Annotated in this window: 16 protein-coding genes; 11 read left to right on the top strand and 5 right to left on the bottom strand. The window is 66.2% G+C overall.

What is annotated here, in order from left to right; genetic code table 11:
• Positions 1–388 precede the first annotated feature (388 nt).
• The 3 genes from CEX88_RS26150 to CEX88_RS21870 all read left to right on the top strand — a co-directional run bounded on the left by CEX88_RS26150 (position 389) and on the right by CEX88_RS21870 (position 3756).
• Complete coding sequence (locus tag CEX88_RS26150; RefSeq protein ID WP_202931606.1) at positions 389–1684, top strand: helix-turn-helix domain-containing protein; 1296 nt, start codon at positions 389–391, stop codon at positions 1682–1684.
• A gap of 364 nt (positions 1685–2048) precedes the next feature.
• The gene (locus CEX88_RS21875) at positions 2049–3275 is read left to right on the top strand and encodes a coiled-coil domain-containing protein (RefSeq protein ID WP_238382162.1); all 1227 of its coding nucleotides are present in this window, start codon (positions 2049–2051) and stop codon (positions 3273–3275) included.
• Positions 3268–3756 carry a MerR family transcriptional regulator gene (locus CEX88_RS21870; RefSeq protein ID WP_094295094.1) on the top strand — a complete coding sequence of 163 codons (489 nt, stop codon included), beginning with the start codon at positions 3268–3270 and terminating at the stop codon, positions 3754–3756. Before CEX88_RS21875 ends, CEX88_RS21870 begins: the two co-directional genes overlap by 8 nt.
• 11 nt (positions 3757–3767) lie before the next feature.
• Here CEX88_RS21870 and CEX88_RS21865 read toward each other — a convergent pair whose 3' ends face one another.
• Entirely contained in the window at positions 3768–4037 is a 270-nt protein-coding gene (locus tag CEX88_RS21865) for a hypothetical protein (protein ID WP_094295093.1), read from the bottom strand.
• A gap of 138 nt (positions 4038–4175) precedes the next feature.
• Between CEX88_RS21865 and CEX88_RS21860 the strand changes: the two genes are divergently transcribed.
• From CEX88_RS21860 to CEX88_RS21830, 7 genes are all read left to right on the top strand, one after another.
• The gene (locus tag CEX88_RS21860; RefSeq protein WP_094295092.1) at positions 4176–4481 is read left to right on the top strand and encodes a hypothetical protein; all 306 of its coding nucleotides are present in this window, start codon (positions 4176–4178) and stop codon (positions 4479–4481) included.
• Positions 4478–4789, top strand: coding sequence for a type II toxin-antitoxin system PemK/MazF family toxin (locus CEX88_RS21855; RefSeq protein ID WP_094295091.1), 312 nt, complete (start codon positions 4478–4480; stop codon positions 4787–4789). The genes CEX88_RS21860 and CEX88_RS21855 overlap by 4 nt, the downstream gene beginning before the upstream one ends.
• 344 nt (positions 4790–5133) lie before the next feature.
• On the top strand, positions 5134–5574 hold the full coding sequence (locus CEX88_RS26420) for a thermonuclease family protein (protein ID WP_238382161.1): 441 nt from the start codon (positions 5134–5136) through the stop codon (positions 5572–5574).
• A gap of 11 nt (positions 5575–5585) precedes the next feature.
• A complete protein-coding gene (locus CEX88_RS21845; protein ID WP_126315857.1) occupies positions 5586–6242 on the top strand; it encodes a hypothetical protein in 657 nt (218 codons plus the stop codon).
• Between the two features lie 230 nt (positions 6243–6472).
• Positions 6473–6820, top strand: a complete 348-nt coding sequence (locus CEX88_RS21840; protein ID WP_126315856.1) for a hypothetical protein — start codon at positions 6473–6475, stop codon at positions 6818–6820.
• Entirely contained in the window at positions 6796–8616 is a 1821-nt protein-coding gene (locus tag CEX88_RS21835; protein WP_238382160.1) for a winged helix-turn-helix domain-containing protein, read from the top strand. Before CEX88_RS21840 ends, CEX88_RS21835 begins: the two co-directional genes overlap by 25 nt.
• A 90-nt stretch (positions 8617–8706) precedes the next feature.
• Positions 8707–9570, top strand: a complete 864-nt coding sequence (locus CEX88_RS21830) for a DUF4226 domain-containing protein (RefSeq protein WP_238382159.1) — start codon at positions 8707–8709, stop codon at positions 9568–9570.
• Between the two features lie 46 nt (positions 9571–9616).
• Here the strand turns inward: CEX88_RS21830 and CEX88_RS21825 are convergent, their stop codons facing one another.
• The 4 genes from CEX88_RS21825 to CEX88_RS21805 all read right to left on the bottom strand — a co-directional run bounded on the left by CEX88_RS21825 (position 9617) and on the right by CEX88_RS21805 (position 18389).
• A complete protein-coding gene (locus CEX88_RS21825; RefSeq protein WP_238382158.1) occupies positions 9617–15049 on the bottom strand; it encodes a DEAD/DEAH box helicase family protein in 5433 nt (1810 codons plus the stop codon).
• Positions 15050–15135: 86 nt separating this feature from the next.
• Entirely contained in the window at positions 15136–15744 is a 609-nt protein-coding gene (locus tag CEX88_RS21820) for a hypothetical protein (RefSeq protein WP_238382157.1), read from the bottom strand.
• A 412-nt stretch (positions 15745–16156) separates the two neighbouring features.
• Entirely contained in the window at positions 16157–17359 is a 1203-nt protein-coding gene (locus CEX88_RS21815; RefSeq protein WP_094295087.1) for a helicase associated domain-containing protein, read from the bottom strand.
• A 649-nt stretch (positions 17360–18008) separates the two neighbouring features.
• Complete coding sequence (locus CEX88_RS21805; RefSeq protein WP_094295085.1) at positions 18009–18389, bottom strand: WhiB family transcriptional regulator; 381 nt, start codon at positions 18387–18389, stop codon at positions 18009–18011.
• A 405-nt stretch (positions 18390–18794) separates the two neighbouring features.
• Between CEX88_RS21805 and CEX88_RS21800 the strand changes: the two genes are divergently transcribed.
• Entirely contained in the window at positions 18795–19433 is a 639-nt protein-coding gene (locus CEX88_RS21800; protein ID WP_238382156.1) for a helix-turn-helix domain-containing protein, read from the top strand.
• Positions 19434–19440: the final 7 nt, after the last annotated feature.

Genomic DNA, 19440 nt, shown 5'->3' with positions numbered 1-19440 from the left:
CTGGCCCAGCCGAAACAGCCGACGTCAGCACACATAAACGCTAAGCCTCGTGCCCCAGATTCAATGAGAAAGACACGCACTTACCCCAGATTCAATGAGAATGCCCCAGAATCAATGAGAACGGACACGAGACGCGACTTCCGGTAGGCGAAGGAGTGACAAGGGTTATTAGCTGGTTGTCGAATGAGTGAAAAAGTCAGAGGTCAACTGCACAACGCAGTACAACGCAGTAGTACAACGGAAAAAATCGAACTCTGGCTGATCAGTTAGACGAATTCCTCTGTGCCGCAACCGATTTGCCGATAAACTAGGTTATGTAAAGTAGCGGTTTCCAAATATGGTAACTGACACTTGCCATGGGTTGCGTACGAGGAGCAGACTGACATTCGTGACTTCCCCGGCATCCAGCCATCTTGGCCGCCTCATCGATGAGTACCTGCGCCGCCACAGCGCTAGCATCGGCGGCCTGGCGGACAGGATAGGCATCAGCCGTCAGGCGCTGCGGCAATGGCGGGTTGGCGAAATACGGTCTCTTCCAACGCAACAGAACTTGAAGTCAGCAGCGGTCCAGATTGGCTGCTCGTATGAGCAGATACTCGATGCAGCCCTACACGATGCCGGCTATCTGGACGCCGATCGTGCCACCGCCGCCGATTCAACTCCCAGGACCGCTGGCGCAGCGTTCATTCATAACGTGATCGTCGCCGAAGGCTTCTCAGGGCGGGCGGACAACCGGGTGCACGAGTGGGCGCGCGGACCGGGAATCTGGACTGTGGCGCACCGCGGCTACAGCGGTTACCGCCGTCTGGATCTTTGGGCCTACCCCGACGAAGCTACCGCCCTCAAAGCCGCCGCCCGGCTCGGTATCGAGTGTGGTCTCGACGAAGATCAGGCAGCCGTTGACGCCTATGCACGCCATGACTATCGGGCAGTGCTGGACCGCCATCGGGAGACTGCCCCTGAGTGGCAGATTCTGACCGTCGAGCTGACCTACTTGGTTGGAGACAGCGACGAACTGGTGGCGACGTCCGCTGGCGTCGATCCCTACACCTCGCTCGACTGCCGAATCCCCGAGGACACGGACGCTGCCAGCGGTGAAGACCCGTGGGGAACACGCGCTGCTGACGACGAGGAATTGGCCCTGATGGAGAACGACGAGGAGTACAGCGAGATCGTCGAGCTAATCTCCTCTCGGCAAGCGACCCTCATCGCTAACGCGGCCGACGAGATTGCCGCCGCCATCCGATCTGACGCCGACGCCCTTGGCTCAGCTCCCGTCACCCCGGTCAATAGCAGCCAGCTCGATGTGCTTGCGACGCTGCCTTCGGTCACCTTCGGGCAGTCGCGGCTGTGGCGCTACCAACTGGCCGCTGCCGCCGACCGCTTGGCAGCCGACACCCGCCTCTGGGGGGCGCCCATCCCCCGGTGTACGGGCGAAGAAATGGTTCTTCACCTCGTCCTGCGACGGGCCCAGGCCGCCGCCCGCCCACGCCAGGTGCGACGCGGATCATGGGATCAGTTGTCCGAGGTCCTCTTTCAGGATCACGACGTACTGACGCTCTACGATCTGCCGCCGGAGGCCACCGAGTCACTAGCGGGCGGCGTCAATTTGCACCCTTTGCGTTGGTTCTCCGAATTCACCCTGCCGTTCCCTATGCCTGAACGACCTATCAGCCCGGTTTGATGTTGGACACTCACCTGAACTCCGAGAACTTCCCGTAGATACACCTTTGAGTCGGCTAGCTGCGAGAGGCCCAGGCCCATGGAAGGTCGCTGGGTGTCCGCCGGTGTCAGGTAGTTCCGGACATCAATGGCCCCCAGTCCGGCGCTATCAGGTAGTCGCGGATTCAGTCCCCACCTAGGTGCTGGGGATCGGGCATTGGGTTGAACGGGGGGAAGGTCATGCGTCCGGGCCGACGGGTGGTTGCCCTCACGGCTGTCAGCCCCTGCGAACGCCCCCACGCGTCCAACTTTTGTTTCGTCACCGAGGTTTTGTTTCGTTTCGTTTTGTTATGTCATTGAGGCGACGAAACGTCTATATTGGTCGCATGGACGAGAGCGATACCGCGGAGACCCTCGACCGGGACCACTGCAGCTATCCCGGATGCACGCGGCCGCGGCGCCCGGACCCGGCTACTGGACGGCCGTCGCGCTACTGCGAGCAGTCCGATGAGGGCGGTGGGCCGGTGCATAATCGCGCGTCGGCTTTTAAGGCCCGCCGAGCGAATCATCAGAGCGTGGTAACGCTGCAGGAAGAGCCCGGCACGGCGGCGCCCGTATCGATGGCGCGCGCGACCCTTGATCAACGGCTGGCCGAATTGCCTGGCCGTCTTGATGACATGCGAACCTACCTCGGCGAACTGGCATCGGTGGTCCAGGCCGCCAGCGACCTCGAAGCTGCCGGCGCGGAGGTGGAAGACGCGCATCGTGACGCATTGAGCAAGATCACCGAAGCCGAGCGTCGTACTGCTGCGGCCGAGCGCACTGCCCGCCTCGCAGAGGCTCGGGCCGAGCAAGCTGAGCGTGACCGGGAAGAGGCGGACGTACTTGCTGAGGAATCCGCTGCCGAGCTAGCGCGGGTGCGGGAGGAAACCCAAGTCCAGCTCGCAGCGATGCGGTCCGAAACAGACGCTGCAGTGGCCAGTGCCGAACAGCGGGTAGCCCACGCAGCCGCGGAGAACGCCGATCGTCTAGCGCAGCGTGACGCGGCCGTGGAGGACGCGAGGCAGGAGGCGTCAGCGGCCCGGATGGAGGCCGCAGCAGCGCTCTCCGCGCAGCGCGCGTCCGATGCGGAAGCGGCACGCGAGCGGGATACCGCAGCCCAGCTCCGCCGCGAGGTCGACGCCGCACGCGGGGAGATGGACGACACACGCCAGCGGATGCAAGTCGAGATCGACGCTGCTCATGAAGCTACGCAGCAGGCGGTCGCCGAAGCGGCAACACTTCGCGTGGAGCTAGCCACGAGTCGCGCCGAGGCCGATAGTGCCCGCCGGTCCGCTGAACATGACCGCACCGCCCTGGAACGGCTTCGAGAGGAGACCGTCGCCGAGCGCGATGTTCTTCGCCAGGCGCACGCGGAACAGCTCGCACAGGCCCAGCGCAATGCCGACGATCGGGTGCAGGCGCTCACCGAAGCTCTCGCAGTAGCATCGGCGGCTACTGAGGCGTTACGTGGCCAACTCGCAGCTCCGACTGCGCGCACACCTGCGAAACGCTCTACACCACGCAAGAATTCAGCACGCAAGACCGCGGGAACGGACCAGGCGGGTGAGTGAGCCGCACCTGGCGAAGCTGTCGGAAGCCGCCGAGCTGTGCGGGATTCCGACCGACGTCCTCAAGATGCTGGCCGCAGACGGGCTGCTCCCCCAGGTTGTGCGCGGCAAAGCCGGCCACGTCTACTTCCCTCGCGACACCATCCCGACATGGACGGAATGCGTCAACCTGCTCAAAGAGCAGCGCGACCGCCATCTCCGCCGTGCCGCGTCCGCACTCCGTCGCCTGGAGACCGAGCTGGAGGCGGTCCGAAACGACATCACCGAGGCCCGCGAATACCCGCAGCAGACACTCGGCATTGACATGATGAGTTTCGGCCACTGGCCCTACGACCGAATGGGATCCTCGCTCCGAGGCCAACCACTCATCACCGGCGTCCTGGAGCAATTCACCTCCGAGCGACTGTCGATCACCCGCTACCACGACGCCTACCTCGACGCGCTGGCCTCCGAGGGCCGACACCCTCACGACGAATCGCTTTGACGGGGCCGGGCTCATGCTGGCGGCGAAGCCCCAGCCGCCCCCTCCGGTAGCAGAGAACCATCGGGTCCGCGTACATACCCAGCTGGCGGTGAAAGCGGCAGCGGCACAACTACTCCCCCGGTACTTGCCGCGTACTGGGCAGCCTCGTCGGCCTCTTCATCGGTAAAGACCCGCACCGCGGCGGGCCGTCCCTCGACGCGCACCAGCACAGCGACGCGCACATCGCCGGCGCGCTTGCGCGGCCCCTGCCGAACGGACAAACCGCCAACGTCATCACTCATCAGGCCATTGTCGCCGCGGTGGCCGACAGCGCCGCGCAACCCCGCTCGCCAACCAACGACCCGCTCCCGCCTATACGTCACATCTGAGCCGAGAATTGCGCTTATCTATGCGCTTGATAGTGGTGTAATATGTACACTATGAGTAAGCGTGTGAGCCTCATCCTCGGCGACTCCGACGAGGCCGTGATAGCCCCGTACCTGAATCAGGGATCGCCGGCGTACGAGGTGTTGCGACACTGGGCCAGCCAGCACGATGTCGACGACATCAAGTCGGAAGCCGCGGCGTTGCGGGCGCTGCTCCAGGCGGGCGCCGAGGCCCTCCAGGAACATGTCCTCGACGCCGGCTACGCCGAGCTGGCGACCGAGTTCAACAGCGAACCGTCTAACGCTGAGCGCCGGACCGCGCGGGACCGCTATGCGCGCCGGGGCCAGGGGCGTCAGTGAGCCGCGCGCTACGCAGCCAGGCGTACCGGGTGGACCTCGGGCATGGCGCGAAGCCATGGGTCATCCTGAGCAACAACTCGCGGAACAGAAACCTCGATACCGTTCTCGCGGCACGGATTACGACTACGAGCAAGCACTCGCACGTCCCCACGGTCGTGCCGTTGACCGCGGCTGATCCGCTGGTGGGCTTCGTCTTGGTCGATGACATCGTGCAGCTGTACCACGATGAGCTGACCGAATCGTTGGGCACCTTGTCGCCATCGACCATGGCGGAGATCAGCAAGGCACTTCGAATCGCACTTCCCTAATGGACGATGGGCAACGAATCATGCGGCGAGGCAACAACTACAGCGGAGCCCGGTGGGCATTTCGTGCACCCACATCAGGCGATAACCCGCGCGCCGTGACGCCCAAGGGCACCGCCCGGCCGCTATGTCCGTCGTGTGGGCGCGGGTATGTCATTCGGCGCGGCGCGCAGAGATGTTTCACGCTGCCCGGCGCCCCTCGCTGCGAGCGCGATACAGCAACAAAAGCCCCTGCGCCGCAGCGCGGCCGGGCCGCGGTAGCACACCTCGGCATAGCGTGCGGGCTGATCGCGGCCGCGACCTCCTGCACGCCCTCATCCCCAACGGCGGACGCCACACCCGCCGCGGTGAGCGCAACAGTGCTCCGAGCTGTAGACGGAGACACACTCGATGTTCGCGACGACACCCGCGGCCGCCTCCGCGTGCGACTTCTAGGCATCGATTCCCCGGAACTGCACAAGCCCGGCTGGTCGGTCGGATGCTGGGGCCCCGAGGCGGCGCGGTTCGCGGCGGACACCCTCACTGGGCAACGCATCGCGCTCGTCACCGACCCCGGGCAGGACTCCCACGACCGCTACGGCCGGACCCTGGCCTACGTCGAACTTGCTGACGGGCGCGACTTTGCCGTCACCGCGGTGGCGGCCGGCATGGCCCGCCCCTACGTGTACGGGGGCAAGCCGGTGAGCCGGTACCCCGAGATCATGGCCGCCGAGGAGCAGGCACGCGCCGCTGGCCGCGGGCTCTGGGGACCGCCATGCAACGGCAACACCCAATCGACTCCACTCTGACACAACGAACTATGCCAACGACGTCGACTACAGGTCCTGGGCCGGTCCATCGGATCGACCAGGCGATCGAAGCCCCCAACGTGGGAATGCTGTTGAAGCGGATCGAGCAGATCTACCATCCATCAGCGAGGCTCACCGACGAAGCGCTGGCGGGCCTGAGCATCATCGAACTGCAGGCGTTCTGTGTGTGGCTCGCGCTACGGCGAGGGCACACGACCAAGCCCGTCGACAGGCTCACCAAGGACGCGCTGACGGTCCTGGTGGCACTCGGCGCCGACACCGGATACGACTTCGACGCCGGCTCCCAGCGCATTGTGATCATCGGGGCAGAGTCCGTATGGAAACTCGCGATGAATCCTGACGGTGAGGCCACGTCCAACCTTGAGGCTGCGGCGGCGATCGCGGCACCCGTCGCGCCCGCGCGGTGGACCTACGTTGCGGGCGTTCGTGTCCTAGAGATGGAGCGCGTCACGGTCGTCGAGCCAGACGATCTGACCGACGAGGAACTCCTGGCCAACCCGTGGTGGACCGATGTCGACGGGTGGACGCTCGGGCGCCGGCGGACAGGCCAGCTGGTCGTCTTCGACGCAGGGCAATTCGGTCCTGCCCATCGCGCGTACCTCCCCGACCGGTACCGCCACCGCATCGCACCCACGCGGAGCTCATAGCCGTGACTGCACCGGAACAGATTGCCGCACAGAAGCTTCGCGACATTGGGCTGTCGGAAACGCTGTACTCGCGCATCGACTTTGTTGCGTCCGCCGGGTGGCCTCCACGACCAGGGTGTCGGCGCTCGCCAGAGTTGTCCTCGGCTCGGATATGGGCCCGCATCGACCTGGCAGAATGGCTCGACACCTCACCTCACGCCTTTGGCCCTCACCGCACCAACGAGCTGACCGTGCTCGCCAACATCGGCAAAGCGCTGCGCAACGCCGGGGAGGGCAGCGTCGTGCTGTGGGCGCTCGACATCATCGAGCCCGACACCTGGATTGCCCACCCCACGACTGCCCTAGCAGTCACTGAGTTGGTCTGCGTCGGAACGCATTTGACCGACCGGCTGGTGAACGCGACCTACGACAACCTCACTGCCATCGGCTGGGCCGAGAATCCTGTCACGCACCCCAATAGCGCATGCGTGATCAACCACACGAGCTGCAGCCTCAGCGCCTGGCACGACGGTATCGGTACCCCACAACACCAGCACCCACCCGACGTGTCGCAGTGGGCGACATCGCGGCCAGCATGAGGGGGCAGAACGCCCGGACGGATCTCGACGAGATTCTCGATCCGGACTGGTGGCGCAACCAGACGATTTTGAGTACGCGTCTGCGGGATCTCGTCGCGGGCTTCGACAGCATTGGCGCGTTCACCATTCCCTACGCGCGGCTGCCGAGGCGGCTAGGCGCCTACGCCGAGGAATACCCCCGCTGGGCAGACCTGGCGGACCTCACCCCCCAGGCATTGCTCCTGCGGCCGAAACTGGGCGCCTCCGCGGTTCGTGCACTAATCGAGGCCGCCCAGCGTGCCGTGCAGGTTCGGCACGACACCTTGGCCGCCGGCCGAGTCGGCGCCGATGCAGCAGTGACCCGCCTGGTCGACCAGCTCGACGACTTCGACCGTGAGATTCTCGCCGCGCAGGTCTGGGCGCTCGACCCCATTCCTCAGCACGCCGTCGCCGACCGTCTCGGGGTGCACGCCGCCTCGGTGGGCCGCAACCTGCCGCGGGCCCGGGCGCGGTTCGCCGAGTTGCTCAACGATCCCGCACATCAGGAAGTTGGGGAGCACGCCGACGAAATGCGGCGACGCTTGGGCCCCTACCTTCCCGCGACCACTGCCGACCTCGAACTGCGCCGCCTGGGCTTGGACCCTACTGGCCAGGCCGCCGCCGTCCTTCTTCACATCGCCGGCCCCTATGGCCGCCGCGGCGACTGGATCGAGAACACCTCACCCCCCGGGGGATCCCGCTCGCTGGTGGCCGCTGCAGTCGACGGCATGTTCCACGCCCGTGACGTCGCCCCCACCACCGATGCGCTGCTCCACGCATTGACGAGCCTGGGAATGCCGACCGGTGTTGCCCTGTCCTATCTCGAAAGCCAGGCCGACCTTCGCCGGTTCGGCGATCTGTGGGTGCGTTGGTCAGGCGATACCGCCGCCAACATGGCTATTGCGGCACTGCAGGTCTTGGGAACCCCGGCGACCGCTGAGACCATCCATGCCACCCTGGGACTCGCGGACTCTATGGGCATCAGCCTGGAGCGCGTCAAAGCGGTTCTGTCGAAACACGACCGCCGCTTTGTCCGCACGAGCCGAAGCACGTGGGGGCTGCGGAAGTGGGGGGTTGGTGAGTACGTCAACATCGTCCACGCGATCGGCGAGTACATCGACGCCGCCGGCGGCAAAGCCAGCACCAGTGCCCTCATCGAGGAGCTTCGGGCGCGGTACCCAGACATCACCGAATCGTCGATCCGTTCCTATCTAGGCACGCTGGTGTTCGTCTTAGAGAAGGGTGTCGCACGACGACGGACCAAGGCTGATGGGTGGCCCACGCTGCCGCGGCTGAACACCGTTCGCGGCGTTTTCCGCAACGGACCCAACGAGATTCGCGTAGCCCAGCTCGTCACCTCAGAAGTCCTGCGCGGATCGGGGCAGACCGTCCACCCGGTGGTGGCCGACGCCGCCGGCGTCTCCCCCGGCCAGCAGCGAACATTCACCGGCACACACGGACCGGTCACCCTGTCGTGGCGACTGGCATCGACAACTGGTGCCAGCATCGGCTCGCTCCGCACCCACGCCTTGGCTCTCGGCGCTACTGCCGGTGACACCTTGGTGTTGGCGTTCAGGGGCGACGATGCGTCCCTCGAGGTGGTCCGCTTCACGGCCGAAGACGGCGCCAAAACTCGGCTGCAAAAGCTGCTCGGCCACGCGGTGCGGAAGCCCGCATCCGCGCTCGCGGCCGCGCTGGAGTGCCGGCCGGAAGACGTCGGCGCGGTCCTTCGTGGTCGCGGTGACGATGAGTTGGCCGACCTGCTTGACCTCACCTGACCGAGCCGTGTGAGGCAAAACCGGCCGATTCGGCGGCAAAGTACGCGCTGGTGGTAGCGAGGCCACCAGGATGCGCCTATCTTCGTTGGCGTGGGTTTCTGGGAACAGCAGGTCAACGACCTGATGACGGGTATCGGCGGGCTGGGCGGCTTCAACCCGCCGCTGGATACGCCGACGCCGGACCCAACCCTGCCGCCATACCCGTACCCGAGTTACTACCCACAGATTCCTGGCCCTGATGGCGTCGCCCCGGAGGTGCCGCAGTACCCGCCCTACATCCCCGAGCAGGACATGAACACCTCGTCGGGGATGCCGCGCTCGACACTCGACGGGATTCACGACGACGGCGGCGTGATCCTCAAGCCTCCTGGTGAGCTGGGGCCCCCGAACTATCCCATGGGCCCGAGGTACACAGAGTCGCCGGATGGGTCGGGGGTGTGGGTGCCTGACCACCGGCCCTATCCCCCGGGCTCGGTTCGGCCGGCGGGTTGGACAGGCAAGGGTGCTGAGGAAGCCGACGCGACCGACGCTTCGCTGCGCAAGACGCGCGATGCTCTGAATCAGGCTGATCAGGGGTTGGCGCAAAACATCACCGACGCACACACCGCCGATGCGCAGTCCAAGGCGCAGCTGCAGCGGATTCAGCAAGAGATCCAGTTGGGCATTGCCGCGATGCAGCCGACCCTGGGCACCGCCGCCGGCCGCGAACAGCTCGCTGAGTTCCTGGACCGCAAGGCCTCCGAGGCCAAGCAGGTCGCCAGCAATGCTCAGGAGATGTCGACGCGGCTCGCGTCAAACTTTCAGACTGTCGGCCAGCAGTTCGAGCTGGCCAGCGGCCCCAACTTTGGGGACCCGTGGACCGACGACGAGGACGATTGGTGGGAGCCCATCGATCCCGGTGGTGCCGGCCCAGGACCGAATGTCGGGCCCGCAATCCCGCCGAGCATCTTGTAGGCCTGGCCCCGACCAACCCATATCCCCCTAGCGCCCATATGGGTGCTTAGTGGCCCAGGCTGGGACCGTCCTCGTCGCGGGTGCGGTCGTGGTCGCGGGGAGCGATATCGCGTTGGTGGTGTTCAAGCGCCATCCGTTCCCGAATACGCACGGCGCGGCGCACCGCGTCGGCGTTGGGGTAGCCGAGTTCTTCGACCAGCGCCGGCGTGGGGTTGAGCGTCAGACTCCACCCCGGTTCACGGCCGCGCATCTTCATCCGCTGACTGGCGGCTTCGGCGCGCGCCTTCGCCTCGGGGCTCTCGGCGGCCATCCGCAGTTCCAACGTCAGTGCGGACAGCTCGGCCTGCTTGGCTTCCAATTCGCTGCGCTGCTCGAACGGGGCCGGCGGATTCGCCAACAGGTCGTCGAGTTCCTCGCTCTGGCGGTCCTGTTCGCGCTGCAGGCGGACATGGTGGTCGGGCAGTCCGGTGTAGAGATTTTCGACGCGGCGCAGCAACCCCAGCTGTTTGGGCCCGGACACGTCAAGCCCGAGAGCCGATCCGGCGGCCAGCAGTTCAGCGCCGTCGATCTCGGTGGTGCGCGAGGGTACGTCCAATTTGAGGAGCAGCATGTCGTGGGTGAGGTCGCGGGCGCCCAGGACCTCGACGCCGTTGATGGCGGCTCCGATCGGCTCGTAGCGCGAGGCGCCGCGATCCTTGCCGGCCATGTAGGCCCGCCGGCAAGCCGCGGTGAGGGCGGCGGCGGCATCGGTGCGATCGGTGAAGGTGTCGGCGCCGACGACGATGCGGTGCGGTGCGTCGCCGCGGTCAGCGGCGGCCTGGGCCACGGGTGCCAGGGCCTCGATGTCGGCCTGCTTGGCCGGAATCGCGCGTTCAAGGACGCGGACCTGCCAGTCTCGGTTGCGCACCGACTGCTGGTGAGCCCGGTCCAGGGCGCTGAGGCGGCGCACGGTGTCGTCGAGTTCGACCTGGCGAAGGTACCGGGGATCACCGGTGGCGATGGCCTTCGTTTCGGCGGCCGCGGCGCCGATGTCTCCGCCACCGAGGTCTTCGATTTCGGAATCGAGGACTTCGTTGCGGCGGATCTGCTCGATGAACAGCGACTTGGCTTGGACACGCTGCCACATCACGGTGTCGTAGCTGGATTCGGTGACGTAGTTGAAGATGTCGATTTCATCGTTTTGGTTGCCTTGGCGCTGGATTCGGCCTTCGCGCTGCTCCAGGTCGGCCGGACGCCAGGGGACGTCGACGTGGTGCAGGGCGGCCAGCCGGGATTGCACGTTAGTGCCGGTGCCCATCTTCTCGGTGCTACCGATGAGGACTGAGACGTCGCCGCGGTTGCATTGCGCGAACAGGGCTTTGAGCTGTGCGTGGGTACGGGCTTCGTGGACGAACCGGATGGATTCTGCGGGCATTCCGCGGGCGACAAGTTCGTCTTTGATGGCTTGGTAGATGGTGAACTGGCGTGGATCCTTCGAGGGGGTGCCGCGGTCGCAGAACATGAGCTGCAGCGGGCCCCGGGTCGGGAGCAGTTCGCCGGTGTCTCGGTCTCGGTACTGGCGATCCGCCAGCCGGCGTTGCACGCCCATGGCGCGTTCGGCGACCTCGGCGGCTCGGCTGTGGGTGGGTGCGCCGAGGTGGGCCATCCTGGGGTCGAGGGACGCGTTGCGGCCGTCGTTACTGATCTTGAGGATGTTGTCACGCTGCGGCTTTCGCGCGTCGAGATGGTCGGCCCGCCAACCGAGGTCGGCAATGAAGTCGACGACCTCGACATCGGGTTGAAGGCTGACGATCTGGCGGGCGCCGGTGCGCAGCTCGGGCAGCTGCACGGGCACCTGGTCGCGGGTGACGACATCGGTATAGGCGTTTGTCAGTGCGAGCAGCTCGGGCAGGTTGGTGTACTTGGCGACGCGGGTGACCGGCCGCAGTTTGGTGCCGGTGGCGTTGACTTCGATGCTGGTGTGGGTGGCGGTGAACGCCGCACCCCAGTCGCCGAGGTCGGATACACCGGCTGCCTGCAGCAGGTCGGGGCGCAAGTAGTTCTGCATCACGAACAGCTCGCCCAGGGAGTTGGCGATCGGGGTGCCGGTGGCGAAGGTGGCCACGCGCTCGACGACGGCGTGCTCAGGAATGCCGCGGGCCCGGGCTTCGTCGTGACGGCGCTCGCGCAGCACGTCGAGTTTGAGGCTGAGGTCCTCAGCGCGTTGAGCGGCGGTCGCGCACGACAGCTCCTCGATGTTGCAGACACGCTGCTTGTTCTTGTACATGTGCGCCTCGTCAATCAGGAGGTAGTCACATCCTGATTCCTCGAAACGCAGTCCAAGGTCTTTGGTTTCGGCGGCCATCAATTTCTCCAGGCGTGCCTGGGCAGACTTGATGGCCCGCATGATGGCCTTCTGACTGCGCTCGACGGTCGCGTTCTGCAACTGGGCCCGCAGCTCGTCGAGCTGGCGTTCGGCGTAGGCGGTGCGCACATCGTTGGACACGCTGATGGCGGTGAACGCCGATTGCGGCACGATTACCATGTCCCACTCGCTGGCAGCGCTCTGGGCGATGAACCGCCGGCGCCCTTCGGCGTTGGTGGCTGAGGAGCCGAGCAGGACGTTGGCGGCCGGATACCACTGCTTGGCTTCGCGTCCTACTTGCTCAATGATGTGGTTGGGCACCACAATCCAGGGCTGGCGGACCAGGCCCAGGCGGCGCAGCTCCATCGCGGCCATGAGCATCGTGCCCGTTTTCCCGGCGCCAACCACGTGGTCGAGCAGGGTGGAGGGCTCGTTGGTGATGCGGGCGACGGCGTTGCGCTGGTAGTAGTGCGGAGTGAAGTGGTCGGAGAGGCCCGGCAGCCGCAGCTGGCTGCCGTCATAGACCGGGGCGCGCAGCGAGTTGAAGCGTCGGTTGTATTCGGTAACCAGGGTGTCGCGGCGCTCGTCGTCTGACCACAGCCAGCGGGTGAACTCCTCGGTGATCTTGGCGCACTTGGCTTGCGCGGCGAACGTCGCTTGGGCGTCGACATCGCCTTCTTCGGTGGTGATGACCACGGCTTTGGAGTTGCAGACCGCTTCTAGGAGGCTCACCGCGTCGAAGTTGCGCTTCTGTAGGCCCCATTCGTCGGTCATGAGGCGGCCGTGGCGCTTGTAGCCGGGCACGTCGACTGTCCAGCGGCCGCCGATGTGTTCGGCCGTGACGCCGTTGATGCCGAAGGTCTTTTCGGCGAACGCGGCGATCACCGCGGCCGGGATCCACGGTGCGCCGGGGCGGACCTTGATGTCTTCGGCTTCACGTTGCTCGGGCTGCACTTCGCGCAGCGCCGCGACGTAGGGCTCGTAGGCGGGGTTGGTGTCGGCGGCTTCGATGGCGGCGGCGAGTTTGGAGCGCACGTTGCCTGACAGCGCGGTGGTGGCCGGGACTAGCTCGTCGGGATCGTCGAGACTCGGGTAGACCAGGCCGTCGAGCAGGGCGCGGGTGTCGTCTTCACCGATGCCGAGCAGCTCGGAGATCAGGTCGACGTCGACGCGTCGGGTCCGATCGAGGCTCATCGCGAGCGCTTCTTCGGGGGTGTCGGCGGTGGTGCGCTCGATGTCAGCGGTGAGGACGTCGCGGCTGAAAATCGGTGCCTTGGTGGCGGTTCCGGTCTCCTCGTCGAAGTCCTCCAGCGAGGACACGACCGCCCAGCCGGGGTCGTAGCGCATGCCGCCTTCGAGGTGGCGGAACTTCTTGAACGGTTCCGGTGGCTGCCAGGCTTCGGTTTCCCACTGCTCGACCATTTCGGCGGGCACGGGCCCGTCGTAGGGGCGGCCGGTGGTGCCCTCCTGCTCGCGCCAGGTCGCTTCGAGTTTGGCGATGCGCTTGTCGTGCAGGGCCTGGGTGGCGTTGCGCTGCACCCACTCGAAGCGGTTGACCGGTCCGCGCTTGCTGACGTAGTTGTCGTAGAGCGTGTTCAGGTGTGCGCGCAGCTGGTCGCGGTCATGCTCGGGCTCGCCATCCCGCTGGGCAGCGATCAGCGCGGTGGCCACCTCACGAAGCGCAATCAGCTCCTGGGTTTCCTCGATGAGGGTCTTGGGCGTCTTGTTCGGCTCCCAGCCATGCCCGGCCCAGAAGTCGATGCTGCGGGAGCCGGCGTTGTAGCGCAGCGTGTACAGGGGCGGGTCGTCGACCTGAGCGGCCTGGGTGCGCAGCCCGGGCGCGAAGCCGTCCTCGATGCCGCCGGAGAGGTCCTCGCTGCGGGCAGTGAGACCGCGGCCGCGCGCGACCGCCGCCGCCATCATCGGCTGGAGTTGATCGCGAATCTGATCAGCCAAGTCGTGCCCGGTGGCGCCGACCACGGCGAGCTGGGGCGAGCCGTGCAGACCGTGACCCAGCTCGGTGGCACCCAAGACGCGGTGCGGGTTGTTGAGGAAGTAGGCGTTGACGGGAACTTGTTCCTCGCCGCCGGTGCGCGGGTCAACCAGATCGGCGTCCTCGGTGTTGATCCAGTCCAAGGTGTCGAGATCGACCTGGACGCCTTCCTCGCGGCGGCGGAAGATCAGCAGGTCGGTCACCACCTCGGTGCCGGCGACACGGCTGAAAGCCTGCGACGGAAGCCGAAGTGCCCCGATAAGATCGGCACGCTGCGCAATGTCCTGGCGTGCAGTCGTTTTCACTGAGTCCATGGTGTAGCGGCTGGTCAGCACGGCAACGTATCCGCCGGGGGCGACCAGGGACAGCGACTTGACGATGAAGTGGTTGTGAATGCTGTGACGGCGGGGGTTGTGCAGCGGGTCCGTTAAGGCGTACCGCCCGAACGGGACGTTGCCGATTGCCGCGGTGAAACTGCCGTCAGGGACGCGGGTGGTCTCGAATCCTTCATGGCGGACCTGAGCTGAGGGGTAGAGCAGTGAGGCGATGGCGGCGGTGATGTCGTCTGCTTCGACACCGACCAGGGTGGCGCCCTCGGGCGCGTGGCCGATGAATGTGCCGCTGCCACAGCCCGGTTCGAGTACCGGGCCGCCGGAGAAACCCGCCGCACCTAGTGCATCCCAAACCGCAGACACCACGGCGGGGTCGGTGTAGTGGGCGTTGAGGATCGAGGCCTGGGCGCGACGATACTGCTCGGCGGTGAGCAGACCGGCCAAGCGCGCTCGTTCGGCGGCGAAGTCTTCTGCGCGGGGGTCGAAGACCTGCGGGATGGCTCCCCACCCCGACCAGGCAGCCAGGATGCGCTGCTCGGGAAGGGTTGCCGGTCGACCGGCGTCGCGCAGGGTGTGCACCAGCTCGATGGCGGCGAGGTTGGCGCGGGCACGCGCTTTCGCACCTGAGGGCACCAGAACATCAGTGCTGGCCGGGAAGTCGGCAGTGCTGCGAAACTCCTCTGCCACGACGGCGGGTTGCGCCAGTGCAGGCTCGCCGGCGGCTGTAGCCACCGGCGGGTCGACTGCCGCGGTGTCCGCTGCGTCACTGCGCTCATCCGCGTGCGGCTCGGCGGCGCTGTCGGCGCCCATCTCGGAGCCAATATCGGCTGCGAGATCATCGGCCAGGTCGTCGGAAACATCGTCGGCAAGGTCGTCGAAGAGCGAGACCTGGGGGCCTATCGCTCGGGCAGTCCGTCCGCGCGCAGGTCGCGGTAGATCATCTGCGCCAACTCGGCGGTCAACGGGTCCTCGGGGCGGGCGGGTAGCGCCAAGCCGTCCTCGGCCCGGGCCGATGTCAGGTAGCCCGCCTTGATCCGGAACGGTCCCGAAAAGTCCGGGGCCGGCCACAGACGGTCGATCAACGCTTCGAGGGCCTCGGTCGGCTCGCTCTGATGAGCCGGGTTCGTCCAGCGCTGCTCCCAGCTGAGCTGCGCCGGGTCTGAGATCGGGTCGGGGCTCTCCCACTCCGGGGTGGTCTCGTCGGTCTCGATCAGGTCGTACAGCTCGTTGTTCAGCACCGTCTGAGCTGCCTGCGCCCGGGCCGCCTGCAGCAGTGCCACCTTGGTCGCGTGATTCGGGGTCTGGCCGTGGCGCTGACGACTCCAGGCCGCGAGCGCCTTCTCCCACAGCTCCTCGGCCATACTGGCTGCCATCGAGCTGATTTTGTCCGCTTCGGCGGTCAGGAACTGGTTGCGGCGCTCCTGCGTCCATTCCTCGGGCAGGCTCAGATCTGTCGAGTAGACGGTCTGCACCGCCTTGAGAATCTCCGGATCGATCACCGTCACCGCCTGCCTCGTCGAGGATGCTGAACAGATCCGGCTGGTTCGGGTCCGGCGCTCTGTTGCGGCCCATATTGTCCTCTCCTGGCTGACAGTGGCGGGGTCTGGGTAGCCCCGAGTGGCGAAGAACGCCCGTAACCGCCGATCACTGATGCCCATTGGCACCCTCGGCGTCATGGCCGCCGACCAATGTCAACGTCGACGAGCGGCACCGCCGGATGACATCCACGCGAGGCCGCGTGCAGTAGTGCGTCCAGAACGCTTCGCGATCGCATCACCCGTCGCCGGCCGCGCCACCCGCAGCTGCACGACGAAATACGCCGACTCCAAGGGCGTACACGTACCCGCACGATGCCGGGGGTGAAAGCACCGTTGCTGGCGTTCTCGACGACCAGAGCGCGAGGCACTGGGTTTTTTGTCAGCATGTCGGCCTCGGCGGCGTCAGGGTCTTCCATGACCACTCCGGGACCTGTTCGAGCCGGCGAACCTGATCCGCGGTGAGCTGCCCACGGCGATAGGCGAGGCGCTGGTCGACTGTCCACTGGCCCAACGCCAACCCGTCAGCGGTGCGGAATCTGACCGGCGGCCTCGCGTGACCGCTATCGGTGACGTAGCGACGGAATTCCGCGTAGTAGTCATCCCAGCTTCGCCTCACGCTGCGCAGGCGCCAGCGCCACCCGGGCAGGGTCTCCAAGCGCGTCACTTGGTCGGCGGCAAGTCGTCCGCTGGCATAACGTCTGCGCTGAATAACCACCCAGCGGTATGCCGCGTCATCGAGACCAGGGCTCGCGTGCCCGTGTTCGGCGGCATAGGCGACAAGATCACCGAAGTTCCGGTCCCACAATGCTTTCCGGCCCTGGGCAACTAGTTCTCTGCCGTCCCACACCCAACCCGGCAGCGTTCCCAGGCGTTGAGTTTTCTCCGCAGACAGAAGCCCTGCTCGGTAGTCATCCCGTTGTCGGCCGACCCACCCGCCCAGGCTGAAACCATTGTCGGTCATGTGGTCACACGGCGGCCGGGCCTCACCGTGGGCGCTGGCGTAGGCGCATAGCAGCTCGAAGGCCCGTTCCCAGGAACGGGCGGCTCTCGCCTGTTCTGGCTCCCATTCCCAGCCCGGCAGCGCCTCAAGTCGGCGGGCCCTCTCCGGGGCGAGGACTCCTTCGCGGTGAAACTCGCGCTGCTTGCTGACCCAGACGCCAAGCCTGATTCTTCCCCCAGTGGACTTGTACTGCGGTTGCGCATGGCCATGGGTGTCGACGAACTGTTGCAGCGCGGAAAAAGCTTGGTCCCAGATGCGTTGATACTCCGCGGACCGATCAGGGGTCCATATCCAGCCGGGGACGGCTTCGAGCAGGTTTTGCTGGTGCAGTGGCAGTCGGCCCGATCGGTAGCGGGCGCGCTGGGTGTCAACCCATGTCCCGATGCTGCATCCTTCCCGGGTGATGCGTTCGATTGGCTGCGCGTGGCCGGCCTCGGCGACGAAGGCGAGGAGGGCTTTGTAGTTGCTGTGCCACTGCTGCTCTCGGCGGCCGTAATGGGGCACCGCTGTGATGTGGGCGCCGCGCTGAGGGGCCGTCCGTCGTTGAGTCGGCGTGCTCTGCCGGGCGAAGCTGCTGCTCATCGGGTTGTCCTCCTTGGGCTTTGCCGCCGGTGCTCAGCGGCGGTCGTGATGGGTGTTGCTTGACGCCCGCACCGGCAGGGACTGCTGGTCGCGATGTCCCAGTAGCGGATCCGCTTGTTGCTTGCCGACCTCATGCGCTGCACCGCACCGCGCGAGCGCAGCGCCTCCAGCGCGCGGTACACCTGGTCGACGACGAGCGGAGTCGCGCGGTCGCGGTTGAGCCACCTCATAAGTCGGTAGTGCTGACCGGGCAGCCGATGCGCTCTAGTGCGGCGAGCACGTCCGCGGTCAGTGGCGTCGCCGGCATGGATCGAATGTCGAAGGTCGGTGCGCAGCGGCGGCGCTGGGCGCAGTGAATAGGGCATCGAGACTGGCTATCTCGCGGTCCGCGTCGGGGTCGACTGTCGCGAACCAGGCGCGCCGACATGCGCCGACCTCGGTTGCGACGACGGCACCTTCGCTGTGGAGGATGCGTAGCAGCCGGTAGATGGCTTCCTGGGTGGGCGGCAGCGGGCGCGTGCTGCCCTGTACGGCGACGGCCGGCGCGCCCTGGCGTAGCTGCGTTGTGGTCAGCGGGTGCGTCGAACAGCGCAGGGCGGCGACAAGGTAGTCCCGCAGGATTCTGTTGGCGCAGGTCCTCGCGCCCGTACTAGGCACTGGCCGACTCCGCGACAAACGCCCCGGTGCCCGGGAACGTGGCGTTGTGCATCGCTTCGCGGATCGCCAGACACCGTAGACGGTGCGCCTCGGGCTGATGATCCATCGCAGAAACCACCATCGCCAGCTGCCGGCGCGCAACGAGGTGCTCCTCGACCGAGGCGTGCGCTCCAGGCAGATCCACCCCTGCCCACACACCATCGGTGGCTCCCCGGGCCAGGGCGCTACGGGCGCAGGCCTGGCGCAGTGGGCAGTTGCCGCAGATCCGCTTGCACTGCTTGGTCTTGCGGTAGTCGAACCAGTCCTCGGGGTCGGAGTAGTTGCAAAGCCCGTTGATCTCCATCTTGACCGGATTGGCCACTAGATGTGTCATGACACCACCTCGCAAACTGGTCTGTAATTGTGTGTTAGTTGTGCCCTTATTGAGCATGAGGTGATCATAACCCCACCGATCGGCATCTGTGCAGCACAAATCTTCAACTGTCCACGGCGGACGCCGACATATGGACGATCGCGCAGCCCAGCGCCAGCCAGGAACACCTCGGAAAAAAGGCGCTCTAACTGCTCTTGTGAGGAGTATCCCCAGGCGAAGGTGGGCAGCGATGTAGCTCTGCACCGGCCCCAAAAAATTCTTCGCAACCCGCCGCTCGGGGCGGACACATTGCGCCTTAGTTGGTCATTTGTGGCGCACTCAGGTGGGCGGACACGGGTCAAACCTGCGGACCCGGCACGTAGTCAGATACGTGTCTGTTCCGCCTGCATGTGGTTCACTTTCAGTGTGGGCAGCGACATCGACGAGGAAGCGGGCGAAACCACGCCTGCCAGCGGCGATGCTCTTGACCCTTCGCTCGCGCGACTGCGGGACTGCGTTGCGCGTCGCCGCGCTGAGCTGGGGTTATCCCAGCGTGCGTTGGCCGAGATCGCCGGGGTGTCGCTCGGCACGGCAACCAGGCTCGAACGCGGGGCTGGCCCGCCTCGAGTGAGCACCGTGCCCAAACTGGAGGACGCACTGCAATGGCCGCGCGGCACGTTCCAGGCCATCCGCGACGGCGAAGATCCGCCGAAGGTGCCTCCGCGCGACCCCGATACCGGCGTCGACCCCACGGAAGTTCTCCAACAGCGCCTGGCCTCGGCCGGCGGGATGCGCAACGCCACCCAGTACGGTCAGGCGCTCTCCATCGCCTCGGCCGTCGTGGCCATCACCGCGGTCTGTCTGGAGGTACTGACCAGCGAGCTCAATGATCCCGGTGCACGCGCGGCGGCGCTCAACGCGCTCGACGCGAACATGCGCAAGATGGAAAGTCTGATCGCGGCCAGCCTGCCCGACGCCGAATCCTTTGACGACGCGATTGCCGTGATGCGCGAGGTGCACGAGAGCCGCGAGTCCATCCAAAAGGCTGCGGAGACACTCGAATAACGCGACC

The organism is Mycobacterium neumannii (assembly GCF_002245615.1).
Lineage (GTDB): Bacteria > Actinomycetota > Actinomycetes > Mycobacteriales > Mycobacteriaceae > Mycobacterium > Mycobacterium neumannii_A.
Note: the sequence above shows the minus strand (reverse complement) of the source record. Positions and strands in the feature narration are given on the sequence as shown.

Excerpts from the sequence above, each read along its gene's own strand:
- CEX88_RS21815 (WP_094295087.1), bottom strand. The coding sequence starts at position 17,359 with ATGAGCAGCAGCTTCGCCCGGCAGAGCACGCCGACTCAACGACGGACG.
- CEX88_RS21875 (WP_238382162.1), top strand. The coding sequence starts at position 2,049 with ATGGACGAGAGCGATACCGCGGAGACCCTCGACCGGGACCACTGCAGC.
- CEX88_RS21805 (WP_094295085.1), bottom strand. The coding sequence starts at position 18,389 with ATGACACATCTAGTGGCCAATCCGGTCAAGATGGAGATCAACGGGCTT.
- CEX88_RS21845 (WP_126315857.1), top strand. The coding sequence starts at position 5,586 with ATGCCAACGACGTCGACTACAGGTCCTGGGCCGGTCCATCGGATCGAC.
- CEX88_RS21865 (WP_094295093.1), bottom strand. The coding sequence starts at position 4,037 with ATGAGTGATGACGTTGGCGGTTTGTCCGTTCGGCAGGGGCCGCGCAAG.
- CEX88_RS21825 (WP_238382158.1), bottom strand. The coding sequence starts at position 15,049 with ATGGGCGCCGACAGCGCCGCCGAGCCGCACGCGGATGAGCGCAGTGAC.
- CEX88_RS21860 (WP_094295092.1), top strand. The coding sequence starts at position 4,176 with ATGAGTAAGCGTGTGAGCCTCATCCTCGGCGACTCCGACGAGGCCGTG.